Origin of the sequence: Rhodococcus sp. MTM3W5.2, from assembly GCF_001984015.1 — a bacterium.
In the GTDB taxonomy this organism is placed as follows: Bacteria; Actinomycetota; Actinomycetes; order Mycobacteriales; family Mycobacteriaceae; genus Rhodococcus_G; species Rhodococcus_G oryzae.
Genome location: NZ_CP019572.1, coordinates 4,598,650 through 4,612,016 on the forward strand (window position 1 = coordinate 4,598,650; position 13,367 = coordinate 4,612,016).

Genomic DNA, 13,367 nt, shown 5'->3' on the forward strand with positions numbered 1-13,367 from the left:
TGGGAAGTTCCTCCTAGCGGCGGCTAGAGCTTGACCATGGGGCTAGAGCTTGACCATAGGGACTCCGCCGATGAGCATCAGGCGCACCTTGCCCGCGGACCCGAAGTCGACGGTGACCGTCGCCGTCGGCCCGCTGCCCTTGGTCTCCAAAACCGTTCCGAGACCGTACTTGTCGTGGCTGACGCGATCGCCGACGGCGAGCACCAGGTGGTTGTTGCGTGCCCGGGCGGCACCGAAGCTCGGTGTGGCGTTGCCCGACCCGCCGTAACCCTGACCGCCACCGAAGCCGCCGCCACCGCCGTAGCCCTGGCCGCCGCGGGGACGCCCGCCCCCGATCGCGCCACCGGCGCCGGTACCCGGATCCTCCCGCCGCCAGTGAAGCAGGTCGGACGGGATCTCCTGCAGGAATCGTGATTCCGGGTTGGTGATCGGCTGTCCCCACGCCGAGCGCATGATCGCGCGGGTGAGGTACAGGCGATGGCGGGCCCTGGTGATGCCGACGTAGGCCAGCCTGCGTTCCTCGGACAGCTCCGCCGGGTCGCCGAGCGCGCGCATGTGCGGGAACTGGCCGTCCTCCCAGCCGGTCACGAAGACCACCGGGAATTCGAGGCCCTTCGCGGTGTGCAGGGTCATCAGGGTCACCACACCGTCGCCGTTGTCGGGCAGCTGGTCGGAATCGGCCACCAGGGACACCCGCTCGAGGAACGCGGCGAGCGAGCCCGGGTCCGGCTCGCCCTCGGTGGGGTCGAGATCGCCGTCGGCCGCGGCCGCCAGCGCGCCCTCGAGGCTCTCGTCGATCTCCGTCTCCACGCCCGCGGCATTGCGCGCATCGGAGCTGAATTCCTGCGCCACGCTGACCAACTCGTTGAGGTTGTCCAGTCGCGCGCCGTCCTGCGGATCGCTACTCGCCTCGAGCTCCGCCCGGTAGCGGGTCCGGTCGAGCACGGCCTCGACCACCTCGCCGATGTCGATCAGCCCGGCATCGTCGGGCTGCAACGTCTCGCGGATGTCGTCCATCATCTCGAGGAACGCCGAGATCGCCTTCTGCGAGCGGGTGTTCAGCAGCGGCACCACGCCGTCCGCCGCGTCCCGCAGCGCCTGTGCGAAGCCGACGCCGCGCTGCTCCGAGTGCACGGCCACGCAGGCCTCGGCCCTGTCGCCGATGCCGCGGCGCGGGGTGTTGAGGATCCGGCGCAGGCTGACGGTGTCGTCGGGGTTCTGCAGCACCCGCAGGTACGCGACCACGTCGCGAACCTCCTTGCGCTCGTAGAACCGGACGCCGCCGACCACCTTGTACGGCAGGCCGAGGCGGATGAAGATCTCCTCAAGCGCCCGCGACGAGTTGTTGGTGCGGTAGAACACCGCGACCTCGCCGAACTTCGCGTCGCCCGCATCCACCAGCTTGTCGATCTCGGAGGCGACGAAGTAGGCCTCGTCGTGCTCGTTGTCGGCGACGTAGCCGGTGATCAGCTCGCCCTCGCCGGACTCGGTCCACAGCCGCTTCTCGCGCCTGCCGGTGTTGCGGGAGATCACCGCGTTCGCGGCCGACAGGATGTTCTGGGTGGATCGGTAGTTCTGTTCGAGCAGGATGGTCCTGGCGTCGGGGTAGTCGCGCTCGAACTCCTCGATGTTGCGGATGGTGGCGCCGCGGAACGCGTAGATCGACTGGTCCGCGTCGCCGACGACGCACAACTCTGCGGGCGGGACCAGGGTCCCGCTGTCCGCGATCCCGCCGACCAGCTCGCGCACCAGCACGTACTGCGCATGGTTGGTGTCCTGGTACTCGTCGACCAGCACGTGCCGGAACCGGCGCCGGTAGTACTCGGCCACCTGTGGGAAGTTCTGCAGCAGTGCGACGGTCTCGCCGATCAGGTCGTCGAAGTCCATCGCGTTGGCCGCGCGCAGTCGAGCCTGGTAATGGCCGTACACCTTCGCGACCAGCCGGACCAGCTCGTTCGGGTCCTTGTCGGCGTCGGCCGCGGCCCGCTCCGGGTCGATCAGCTCGTTCTTGAGGTTCGAGATGTGGGTGGCCAGCAGTCGCGCGGAGTACCGCTTCGCGTCGATCTCCAGGTCCTTCGAGATCATCGTCAGCAGCCTGCGCGAATCGTCCGCGTCGTAGATGGTGAAGTTCGAGTTCAGTCCCGGCAGCAGCGCGGCCTGCATCCGCAGGATCCGCACGCAGCTCGAGTGGAACGTCGAGACCCACATGTTGTTGGCCCGGGGCCCGACGAGGTGCGCCACGCGCTCGCGCATCTCCGCGGCGGCCTTGTTGGTGAACGTGATCGCGAGCACCTGCCCGGGCGCGACGTCCCGCTCGGCGAGCAGATACGCGATCCGACGGGTCAGCACGGCGGTCTTCCCCGAGCCCGCGCCCGCCACGATGAGCAGCGGCGAACCGGCGTGCACCACTGCCTCGCGCTGCTGCGGGTTGAGCCCCTCGAGGAGGGCCGCCGAAGGGGTGCGCGACGGCGCCGTCACAAAGCGTGCGTGACCTGCTGCTGAGAATGTGTTCATCGTCGTCAACGCTACCGCCGCGCACCGACAGCGGCGCCCCCGGACCGGCCCGCGCCCCCGCCGATGGTCAGCCCCTCACACCCGTGGCAAACTGTGATTCCTGATCTGACACGAGGAGAAATACACATGGGCGGCTCAGTTCCATCGGATGCCACCGACCCCGACCTCCCGACCAGCGAGGCCGAGATCGAGGAGCTCCGACTGGAGATCGACCGACTGGACGCCGAGATCCTCGCCGCGATCAAGCGCCGCAGCGAGGTCTCCCAGATCATCGGCCGCACCCGGATGGCCTCCGGCGGCCCCCGCCTCGTGCACAGCCGCGAGATGAAGGTCCTCGAGCGCTTCAGCGACCTCGGCCAGGAGGGTCACACCCTGGCGATGCTGCTGCTGCGCCTCGGCCGCGGCCGGCTCGGCCAGTAGGACCCGGCCGGCTCGGCCAGTAGCACCGCAGCCCGCCACTACTGCAGCGCGATGTACTTGGTCTCCAGGTACTCCTCGATGCCCTCGCTACCGCCCTCGCGTCCGAACCCGGAGGACTTGACGCCCCCGAACGGCGCGGCGGCGTCGGAGATCACGCCCCTGTTCACGCCGACCATCCCGGTCTCGAGCGCCTCTGCCACCCGCAGCGCCCGATCCAGGCTCTGCGTGTAGATGTAGGCGGCCAGCCCGTACTCGGTGTCGTTGGCGGCGGCGATGCCCTCCTCCTCGGTGTCGAACCCGGCGATCGCGGCGACCGGACCGAACACCTCCTCGCGCAGGATGCGGGCCTCGACGGGCACGTCCGCCAGCACGGTCGCCGGGTAGAAGTAGCCCGGCCCGCCCGGTGCCTTGCCGCCGAGTCGCACCTGCGCCCCCACCGCGATCGCGTCCCGCACCAGCTCGCTGACGGTGTCGAGCTGGGCGGGGTTGATCAGGGGTCCGAGCTTCGAATCCGGGTCGGTGCCCGGCCCGAGGGTCATCGACCGCATCCGCTCGGTCAGCCTGGCACTGAACTCCTCGCGGACCGAGTTCTGCACGTGGAATCGGTTCGCAGCGGTGCAGGCCTCGCCGCCGTTGCGCAGCTTGGCCAGCATCGCCCCGTCCACCGCGGCGTCCAGATCCGCGTCGTCGAACACGACGAAGGGCGCGTTTCCGCCGAGCTCCATCGAGGTGCGCAGTAGGCCCTTCGCGGACTGCTCGATCAGCTTGCGCCCGACTCCGGTGGACCCGGTGAAGGTGAGCTTGCGCAGCCGCGGATCGTCGATCAGCGGCCCGGTGAGCGCGCCCGCGTTCGAGGTGGGCAGCACCGACAGGACGCCGTCGGGCAGCCCGGCGTCGGCGATGAGCTGTCCGAGCAACAGCATGGTCAGCGGCGTCTCGGCTGCGGGCTTGACGATCATCGTGCAGCCTGCGGCGAGGGCGGGCCCGATCTTGCGGGTCCCCATCGCCAGCGGGAAGTTCCACGGGGTGATCGCCAGGCACGGCCCGACCGGGGCCTTGCCGACCAGGATCCGGCCGGTGCCCGCGGGCGCGTGGGTGTAGCGGCCTGCGATCCGCACCGCCTCCTCGCTGAACCAACGGAAGAATTCGGCGCCGTAGGCCACCTCGCCCTTGCTCTCGGCCAGCACCTTGCCCATCTCCAGCGTCATCAGCAGGGCGAAGTCGTCGGCGCGGGCGGTGATCGCCTCGAACACGGCCCGCAGGATCTCGCCGCGTTTGCGCGCCGGGGTGGCCGCCCACTCGCGCTGGGCGGCCGCCGCCGCGTCGAGCGCCAGCAGGCCGTCGGCCGGGCCTGCGTCCGCGACCTCGACGAGGGGCTCGCCGGTCGCGGGGTTGACCACCGTGAACGTCGCGCCGCCGGCCGCGTCCACCTGTTTGCCGCCGATCCAGAGCTTCGTGGGAACCGACTCGATCAGAGTTCGCTCGTCCATGGCTCCATACTGCCCGCCCGCGCGCGTATTGGAAGGCCCCATCGAGTGTGCAGATCCCGCCGCGTCGGCCGAGTGGTCCCGACCGTAGGTGCACACTCGGCGAACCGCCGGACACGATCGATCAAGGAGCACCCGCACCGGGAAGCGCTGAGCGCCGCAGGTTCTCCCCCACTAGTCTCGACGTATGAGTCTCGACATCACCGCCACGGCCGCCTGGCAGGAGCTTCGCGCGCACCACGACGAGGTCGGGACGCGACACCTGCGCGAGATCTTCGCCGAGGACCCCAAGCGCGGCAGCGAGCTCACGGTAACGGCAGGCGATCTCTACATCGATTACAGCAAGCACCGGGTCGAACGCGAGACCCTGCGATTGCTGATCGAACTGGCCCGCGCGGCCGGGGTCGAGGAGCGCAGGGACGCGATGTTCCGGGGCGAGCACATCAACACCTCCGAGGACCGCGCCGTATTGCACACGGCGCTGCGACTGCCCGCCGACGCGGCCCTGGTGGTCGACGGCCAGGACGTGGTCGCCGACGTCCACGAGGTGCTCGAACGGATGGGGCGCTTCACCGATCGGCTGCGCTCGGGCGACTGGCGTGGGGCCACCGGTGAGCGCATCACCACCGTGGTCAACATCGGGATCGGCGGATCCGATCTGGGTCCGGTGATGGCGTATCGGGCGCTGCGCCACTACGCGGACGCCGGCATCGCGGCCCGGTTCGTCTCCAACATCGATCCCGCCGATCTCGTGAGCAAGCTGGCCGGTCTCGACCCGGCGACCACGCTGTTCATCGTCGCCTCGAAGACCTTCTCCACCCTCGAGACCCTCACCAACGCAACGGCGGCCAGGCGCTGGCTCACCGCGGCCCTCGGCGAGGACGCCGTCGCCAAGCACTTCGTCGCCGTGTCCACCCACGCAGAGCGGGTGTCCGAGTTCGGCATCGACACCGACAACATGTTCGGCTTCTGGGACTGGGTCGGCGGACGCTATTCCGTGGACTCGGCCATCGGGCTGTCACTGATGTGCGTGATCGGCAAGGAAGGGTTCGGCGAGTTCCTCGAGGGCTTCCACACCATCGACCGGCATTTCGCGACCGCCCCCCTCGAGAACAACGCGCCGGTGCTGCTCGGCCTCATCGGCCTCTGGTACTCGAGCTTCTTCGACTCGGACTCGCGTGCGGTGCTGCCCTATTCGAACGATCTCGGCCGGTTCGCGGCCTACCTGCAGCAGCTCACCATGGAGTCGAACGGCAAGTCGGTGCGCGCCGACGGGTCCCCGGTGACCACCCCGACCGGCGAGATCTTCTGGGGCGAGCCGGGTACCAACGGCCAGCACGCCTTCTATCAGTTGCTGCACCAGGGCACGAGGCTCTCCCCCGCCGATTTCATCGGATTCGCCGAGCCCACCGATGATCTGCCGACGCTCGACGGCACCGGCAGCATGCACGACATCCTGATGAGCAATCTGTTCGCGCAGACCAAGGTCCTGGCGTTCGGAAAGACCGCGGAGGAGATCGCGGCGGAGGGCACCGCACCGGAACTGGTGCCGCACAAGGTGATGCCCGGCAACCGGCCGTCGACGACCATCCTCGCCCCCCGGATCACCCCCTCAGCACTCGGCCAGCTGATCGCGCTGTACGAGCACCAGGTCTTCGTCGAGGGTGTCGTGTTCGGCATCGATTCCTTCGACCAGTGGGGCGTCGAGCTGGGCAAGACCCAGGCACTCGAGCTCGGCCCTATCCTCACCAACCCCGAAGCCCCTGCGGAGCAAGCCGATTCGTCCACCGACACCCTGGTGCGGTGGTACCGCAGCAGGCGGGGCCGCGCGGTCTGAGTTCCGCGCGGCGCCTAGAGCGTGTCGCCTATACGGTGAGGAACCACAGCGAAGGCATCCAGCGACCTTGCCCGAGTACCGGGAGTCGCGCCGGGTTGAGTTCAACTCACGCACGTTGACTGAGAGAAGCGCATGCCCCTGACCGAGTCACAGCTTTCCGCATTGCCCGAAGGATGGTGCGCGACCGCCCGGCCAAGCGACGAATGCGACTTGTCCCACTCCGGGATCACCGAGGAAGTCGCTGTAGAAGTGTCAGCCGAGCATCCGTTGTTCGGGGTGGCTGTTGAGGTCGTAGCGCACGATGTCGCCTTTGACGACGTTCTTCTCCAGCACGTGGAGGATCCCGAACGCTTTACCGAGGTGCATTTGACCTGGGCTCGACGAGCGGAGAGTTTCGGGCTCCCCTCGATCGAGTGCGATGGCAAATGGGAGGATTTCCTTCACCTGCAACGGGCGATATCTGCCGTGGTCGGTTCTGCTGCCGAAGAAGAGCAGCTCGGCCTACGGGAACCCATTACGGAAGCGGGCACACCGTCCCGACCGATTGTCGTGCGAGCCCCAGCACGCGGGCTCGACTCCGAGTCGGGCCGGTAAGGACGCAGGCGCTGTGAGCACTCGATCACCTGTGACGGCCTAAGTCTCTGTCAGGTCCGCGAAGTTCTCCGTGTATCCGAGGAGGAGCACCGCCGACCCCGCAGCAAGTCCGCGAGCTCGTTCCAGGCGTCGACGTCACGATGCCCGTACAGCTCCCGCAGATCGGCGATCAGGGCGTCGACGTCCCGCTGCCCTGGTTCGACGATGCTGTGGAACCCGAGCGTGGACGCGCCGATCCCGATCAGCGAGTACCCGTGCCGCTCGCCCATCCGGCGCGCCACCGCGTGGCATTCGAACGGCGTCCAGTCGCAGGCGAAGTAGCCGTTCGGCAGGTCGGCGAGCAGATCGGTGTCGTCCGTTGTCGGAAGGCACTGCACCACGTGCACGTCGTCCAGGACCAACCCCGGGTCGCGATTGAGCGCCACCAATGCCTCGATGTCGCTCGGCGCCGTGACGAGCGAGTTGCCCACGCCCTCCCAGCGCACAGCCCGGTCCGGATCTCGGAGCGCCGCTCCGGCCGACTCGAACACCGCCGCGTCGTAGGCGGCGAGCGCGTCGTCGGTGTCGTCGTCCGGGTACGCGATGTCTCCGTCCAGATCGTGCTTGGCGCGCGCATGTCCGCTCGTGTAGAGGCACTGGTTCGGATCGTCGAGCGTCAGAAAGCACCGGCCGACGCGGAGATGCGCCGCCTCGACCCGCCGAAACGCCGCGAGCAGCGCACCGAACGACTCCGGGTCGGTGATGAGCGCGACGCTGAGGCGGTTCGCGCCGCGGTGCTCCTCGTCCGGGAGTGCATGAAGGACCGCGCCCGCCACGTCGCCATAGTCCGCCGGCTGTCGCGTGCCGGAAACGGAGCGTTCCGCCATCACTGTTTCCTCCATCAGGGTTCGACCTTCCCGTGCGTCGTGTCGATCCATGATCGCCCAATTCCCCTGCGCCGAACGAGCCGTCGCCGCTTGAACACTGGCGCGGGCCGGCACCCGCTAGGCGACGTGACCGTGGGGCAGCAGGTGCGTCCACGCGTCGGTGGTGCGCACCGCGCCCCGTCGGTACGCGACGCGGGCGGCGAGTTCGTTCTCGTCGAGCCAGCGCAACGCGGCCACTCCCCGACTCACGGCAGCGGCCGCCGCCGCATAGGCCCAGAGACTGTCCTCGGTGATCACGGTGACACCGTCCAGTCCGCCGTCCGCGTCCCATTCCGCCAGGACCGCGGGACGTGCTGAGGACAGCGCCTTCCCGGTGAGCACCTCGATCGGCGCGCCCGCCCCGATCTCCACCTGCCATCCCCCGATCGGGCAGTGCCCTGCGGTCGAGATGGTGTCACCGATCCGGACCAAGACACCGCATTCGAGTGTGCCCGCGGCGGCTTGGGCCACCCGATCCGCGATGCCCGCCTTCGCGGTGCTGGTGAGGTCGAGATAGACCCCGAACGGGGCGAATACCGTGTCACCGTCCAGCCGAATGTCCTCGAACGTGCTTTCGGGGTGAATGGGAGGCACCCGGCACGGGTCCGCCGCGTCGCGGGAGAGCGGGTCGACGGCGCCCCCGGTCATCCGGGCCGCCCACAGCGCCGCCCGGATCAGCGCGGTGAGCCGTCGGCTGATCTTGACCGGCATGCCCTGGGAGAGGTTGACGGCATGGATCTCGGCATCGCCACGGGTGAGGTCGCAGGCCGCGCGGACCTCATCGAGCGTGGCCGCGGCGATATCGGCCGCAGCGCCGAGCGCGGCCCCCTCGGTCACCTGGATTTCCACCTCGCTACCCCAGGTGTGCCACTGCATGCTCGGAACCATGATTGTGCTCCACGGATGGGCCGCCGATGTGGCGGGTCTGCTGAAACCAGTATGCGCCAGGTTTCTGAGCTGGGACTGAGCGAATTTTCCCGTCGCAGCGATCGAATTGCCCAAAGGCCTGGATTTGCATGCGACTCGCAGTTACAGTTACCTCAACATCGAGACACCGCGGCCCGGAACGCCGCACCGAAGAGACGATGCCGTGCGCGATCGGCTCAGCAACGACAGCGACAGCGGGAGTAGCCATGACACTGACGACAGCGACCGATCGATCCGATCAGGCCCGGTACGACGAGTCCCTGACGATGCTGTCGGAAGCCTCGGTGCACAAGCACTTCGATCCCTTCGAGGACATCGACTGGGATTCCCCGGAGTTCGCGGTGATCCCGAACGATCCCCGATGGGTCCTCCAGAAGGAGAGCGATCCCCTCGGCAGCCATCCGTGGTACCAGGCGCTGCCCCTGGAGAAGCAGATCGAGATCGGCATGTGGCGGCAGGCCAATGTCGCCAAAGTCGGCCTGCAGTTCGAGAACATCCTGATCCGCGGGATGATGCAGTACGTGTTCTCGCTGGAGAACGGCTCCCCCGAGGCCCGCTACTGCACCCACGAGACCATCGAGGAGTGCAACCACACCCTGATGTTCCAGGAGATGGTCAACCGGATCGGCAAGGACACCCCAGGCATGGGGCCGCTGATGCGCTTCGTCTCGCCGTTCCTCCCTCTGGCCGGCTCGACGCTGCCGGTGATCTTCTTCATGGGTGTCCTCGCTGGCGAGGAGCCGATCGACCACATCCAGAAGGCCGTACTGCGTGAGGACGGCGTCATCCACCCGATCATGAAGGGTGTCATGGCGATTCACGTCGCCGAGGAGGCAAGGCACATCTCCTTCGCGCACCAGTTCCTGCGTCGGCGCGTCCCGAAGATGTCCAAGGTGGGGCGGTTCTTCGCCTCGCTCGCGATGCCAATCATCATGCGCATCCTGTGCGACGTCATCGTCATCCCGCCGAAGCAGTTCTGGCGCGAGTTCGACATCCCGAAGCAGGTCAAGAAGGACCTGTTCTGGGGCAGCCCCGAGGCGCGCCAGACCCTGCGTGACTACTTCGCGGACGTGCGGATGCTGGCCACCGACAGCGGGCTGATGAACCCCGCGTCGCGCCTGGTCTGGAAGGGCCTGAAGATCGACGGCAAGAGCTCGCGCTACCGCAGCGAGCCGGTCCGCAGCGCCGCCTGACCAGACCCCCAGATCGGAAGCTGTTTCGCAATGCCCCATGTCGTCACCCAATCCTGCTGCAGCGACGCGTCCTGCGTGTACGCCTGCCCCGTCAACTGCATCCATCCGACGCCGGACGAGCCCGACTTCCTGACCGCGGAGATGCTGCACATCGACCCGGCCTCGTGCGTCGACTGCGGTGCCTGCATCTCCGCGTGCCCGGTGGACGCGATCGTCCCGCACTCGAAGCTCGCGGAATCCCAGCAGCCGTTCCTGACGATCAACGCGGACTTCTACAAGGAGCCGCGCCCCCGGCCCGTGCTGGCGCCCGTCGTGCCCGCGCCCGAGGTCCGCCGCGACCGGGGTCCGCTGCGGGTGGCGATCGTCGGGGCGGGCCCGGCCGCGATGTACGCCGCCGACGAGCTGCTCACCCAGCCAGGGGTGCAGGTCAACGTGTTCGACCGGCTTCCGGTGCCGCACGGCCTGGTCCGCGCGGGTGTCGCGCCCGATCACCAGAAGACCAAGCAGGTCTCCCGGTTGTACGACAAGATCGCCGCCCAGCCGGGATTCGAGTACTTCCTGAACGTGGAGATCGGCGAACACCTGACCCACGACGAACTGCTCGCACATCACCACGCCGTGATCTACGCGGTCGGCGCCTCGACCGACCGCGGCCTCGGGATCCCCGGCGAGGACCTCCCTGGCTCGACCTCCGCGACGAACCTGGTGGCCTGGTACAACGGCCATCCCGACCACGCCGACGATCGCTTCGACCTGTCCCACCGACGTGCCGTCATCATCGGAAACGGCAATGTTGCGCTCGACGTCGCGCGGATACTGACCGCGGACCCCGACCGCCTGGCCGCCACCGACATCGCCCCCGCCGCCCTCGAGGCGCTGCGCGGCAGCCGGATCGAGGAGGTCGTGATCGTCGCGCGCCGCGGAATCGCCCAGTCCGCCTTCACGGTTCCCGAGTTCACCGGCCTTCTGGATGCCCCCGACGCCGACGTGGTGGTCCGTCCCGACGAGATGGTGCTCGACCCGACGACCGAGCGCCTCGCCCTGGACGGCGGACTCTCGCACGCGGTGGCGCAGAAGTTGTCGCTGCTCCGGTCCGCCCGCCGAGAACGCGAGCCGGGTCAGGATCGGCGGCGGATCTCGCTGCGCTACCTGTTGTCCCCGACCGCGATCAGCGGCGACGACCGGGTCACCGGCGTCGAGTTCGCCCGCAACGCGCTGACCGTCGGGAGGACGGCAGCGTGCGAGTCGAACCGACCGGCGAGACGGAACGACTCGAGGCAGGCCTCCTCCTCACCTCGATCGGCTATCGCGGGGTGCCGATCGCGGGGGTGCCGTTCGATCATTCGGCCGGAGTGATCCCCAATACCGACGGACGTGTCCTCGACGGACCGGGCGGATCCGTGCTCGCGGGCGCGTACGCCACCGGCTGGATCAAGCGCGGGCCGACCGGGTTCATCGGCACGAACAAGTCCTGCGCACAGGAGACCCTGACTCGGCTCGTCGACGATTTCAACTCGGGTCGGCTGCGCGAGCCCAGGTCGAGCGCGACCGCATTGAACCGGCTGGTGCGCGAGCGGCAGTCTGCGGTGATCGACCGCGCGGGCTGGAAGCTGATCGACGAGGCCGAGCGCAGGCGCGGCGCCGAACGGGGCCGCATCCGCGAGAAGATCACCGACCAGGCCGAACTCGCGCTCATCGCAGGGGAGGCGGGACGGGGCACCGAGGCGTCCGTGCTCGGGCGGCTCCGTCGGCGCCGGTAGTCTCCTGGCGCCGGACAGTGGACACGGAACCGGCCTATGGTGGATCGCGGAACCCGCAGTCCCCTAGGAGTGGAGTTCACTGATGAGCGAACAGGACATCCTCGCGAGCATCCGCCGGCTCGTCGACACCGAGCACCAACTGCGCGCGAAGACCGAGGCGGGCGAGCTCGATCCCGAGCAGGAGCAGAAGCAACTCGCCGCCATCGAGGAGACCCTCGACCAGTGCTGGGACCTGTTGCGCCAGCGCCGGGCACGTATAGACGCCGGCCTCCCGCCGGACGAGGTGCCGGTCAGCCCCGCAGGCCAGGTCGAGGGCTACCTGCAGTAGCCACCGGCGGAAGCGATCACAGGAACCGGCCGGTCAGCCGCTGAGGCAGAACCCGCAACGCCAGGTCGATCGGGCGCCACGGCCAGCCCGGGACGACGGCCCGCCGCGGCTCCCGCTCGATCGCCTTCACCATCGACCGCACGCCTGCGACGGTGTCCGCCATCAGCGGTGTCTTGGCCACCTTCTCGTTGATCGGGGTCCGGATGTAGCCGGGCAGGATGGTGGTGACGGCGATCGGGCTGCGCGAGAGTTCCGCGGCGAGCCCCTCCCCGATCGCGGACACCGCCGCCTTGCTCGCCGAGTAGGCGGTCTGCGCCTTCGGCAGTCCGCGCACCGCGCTCATCGAGGACACCAGCACCAGATGGCCTGCGCCGCGGGAGCGGAACAACTCCATCGCGGCCTCCGCCTGTGCGAGCGCACCGAGGAAGTTCGTCTGCGCGGTCTCCAGATTCGCCTCGGGCTTGCCGGTGCCGATCGGCGCGCCCTTGCCCAGCCCGGCGTTGACGACAATCCGATCGAGCCCGCCCAGCTCATCGTCGAGTTCGCCGAACACGCGGGACACCGCGCGGTGATCGTTGACGTCGAGGGTCCGGACCGCGACCCTGATCGACGGGTGCGCGGCGAGAAGTTCCGCGCGCAGTTCCTCGAGCCGATCGATGCGGCGGGCACACAGCGCGAGATCGCGCCCCTTGGAAGCGAACTGGCGCGCCATCTCCGCGCCCAGCCCGGAACTGGCGCCGGTGATCAGGATCGTGGTTCGCGTCTTCGCCGTGGAGGTCACAGCGGATGAGCCTAGCGCCGCGTCGGGGTCATCGCCGGGTGCGCACGTGCGCCCGCTCGCCCTGCGGCCCGAACAGGCTCAGGATCTCCGCGGGCTCTGGCCCGGGGTTGCCGAACCAGTGCGGGACGCGGGTGTCGAACTCCGCCACCTCGCCCGGCATCAGGATCACGTCGTGCTCGCCGAGCACCATCCGCACCCGACCGGACAGGACGTAGAGCCACTCGTAGCCCTCGTGCGTCAACAGCCGGGGCTCCACGGACGGAGTGCCAGGAGGGAAGACGTGCTTGAAGGCCTGGATCCCGCCCGGCCTGCGGGTCAGCGGGATGATCGTGACGCCGTTGCGGCTGATCGGGCGGGGGTGGATCCGCGGGTCGCCGGTCGCGGGTGCGTCGACGAGCTCGTCAAGGGGCAGCTGGTGCGCGCGGGCCAGCGGGAGCAGCAATTCGAGTGTCGGCCTGCGCTGCCCGGATTCGAGCCGCGAGAGGGTGCTCACCGAGATCCCGGTGCTCTCGGCGAGCTGCGCCAGCGTCGCGCCCCGCTGCTTGCGAATCGCCCGCAGTCGCGGTCCGACCGCGTCGAGAACGTCGTCGAGCGCGTGCGGGTCGTCGGCCATGCACCCAT

Annotated in this window: 10 protein-coding genes and 1 pseudogene; 5 read left to right on the top strand and 6 right to left on the bottom strand. The window is 68.8% G+C overall.

The features are described from left to right. Positions 1 to 42: 42 nt before the first annotated feature. Entirely contained in the window at positions 43 to 2,514 is a 2,472-nt protein-coding gene (gene pcrA / locus BTZ20_RS20830; protein ID WP_077042662.1) for a DNA helicase PcrA, read from the bottom strand. A 126-nt stretch (positions 2,515 to 2,640) separates the two neighbouring features. Here pcrA and BTZ20_RS20835 point away from each other — a divergent pair, with 126 nt between their 5' ends. After that, positions 2,641 to 2,934 carry a chorismate mutase gene (locus BTZ20_RS20835; protein ID WP_077042663.1) on the top strand — a complete coding sequence of 98 codons (294 nt, stop codon included), beginning with the start codon at positions 2,641 to 2,643 and terminating at the stop codon, positions 2,932 to 2,934. 38 nt (positions 2,935 to 2,972) lie between these two features. On the opposite strand, the gene BTZ20_RS20840 is transcribed toward BTZ20_RS20835, so the two are convergent. Then, a complete protein-coding gene (locus BTZ20_RS20840; RefSeq protein WP_077042664.1) occupies positions 2,973 to 4,424 on the bottom strand; it encodes an NAD-dependent succinate-semialdehyde dehydrogenase in 1,452 nt (483 codons plus the stop codon). Positions 4,425 to 4,608: 184 nt separating this feature from the next. Here BTZ20_RS20840 and pgi point away from each other — a divergent pair, with 184 nt between their 5' ends. Next, on the top strand, positions 4,609 to 6,258 hold the full coding sequence (gene pgi / locus BTZ20_RS20845) for a glucose-6-phosphate isomerase (RefSeq protein ID WP_077042665.1): 1,650 nt from the start codon (positions 4,609 to 4,611) through the stop codon (positions 6,256 to 6,258). Between the two features lie 644 nt (positions 6,259 to 6,902). Here pgi and BTZ20_RS20850 read toward each other — a convergent pair. Together BTZ20_RS20850 and BTZ20_RS20855 are read right to left on the bottom strand one after the other, a co-directional pair. Further along, positions 6,903 to 7,718 carry a hypothetical protein gene (locus BTZ20_RS20850; RefSeq protein WP_223263448.1) on the bottom strand — a complete coding sequence of 272 codons (816 nt, stop codon included), beginning with the start codon at positions 7,716 to 7,718 and terminating at the stop codon, positions 6,903 to 6,905. A gap of 117 nt (positions 7,719 to 7,835) precedes the next feature. Continuing rightward, positions 7,836 to 8,645, bottom strand: a complete 810-nt coding sequence (locus BTZ20_RS20855) for an FAD:protein FMN transferase (protein ID WP_077042666.1) — start codon at positions 8,643 to 8,645, stop codon at positions 7,836 to 7,838. 245 nt (positions 8,646 to 8,890) lie between these two features. Between BTZ20_RS20855 and BTZ20_RS20860 the strand changes: the two genes are divergently transcribed. The 3 genes and pseudogenes from BTZ20_RS20860 (at position 8,891) to BTZ20_RS20870 (ending at position 11,965) form a co-directional block, all read left to right on the top strand. After that, positions 8,891 to 9,877, top strand: a complete 987-nt coding sequence (locus tag BTZ20_RS20860; RefSeq protein ID WP_077042667.1) for an AurF N-oxygenase family protein — start codon at positions 8,891 to 8,893, stop codon at positions 9,875 to 9,877. A gap of 30 nt (positions 9,878 to 9,907) precedes the next feature. Further along, positions 9,908 to 11,637: pseudogene (locus BTZ20_RS20865) on the top strand (FAD-dependent oxidoreductase). An 82-nt stretch (positions 11,638 to 11,719) separates the two neighbouring features. Next, positions 11,720 to 11,965 (top strand): DUF2630 family protein, encoded by a 246-nt coding sequence (locus tag BTZ20_RS20870; RefSeq protein WP_077042668.1) that lies wholly within the window; start codon positions 11,720 to 11,722, stop codon positions 11,963 to 11,965. 16 nt (positions 11,966 to 11,981) lie between these two features. Here BTZ20_RS20870 and BTZ20_RS20875 read toward each other — a convergent pair whose 3' ends face one another. Further along, a complete protein-coding gene (locus BTZ20_RS20875) occupies positions 11,982 to 12,746 on the bottom strand; it encodes an SDR family oxidoreductase (protein WP_077042669.1) in 765 nt (254 codons plus the stop codon). A 28-nt stretch (positions 12,747 to 12,774) separates the two neighbouring features. Continuing rightward, the gene (locus BTZ20_RS20880) at positions 12,775 to 13,359 is read right to left on the bottom strand and encodes a helix-turn-helix domain-containing protein (protein WP_077042670.1); all 585 of its coding nucleotides are present in this window, start codon (positions 13,357 to 13,359) and stop codon (positions 12,775 to 12,777) included. Positions 13,360 to 13,367 lie beyond the last annotated feature (8 nt).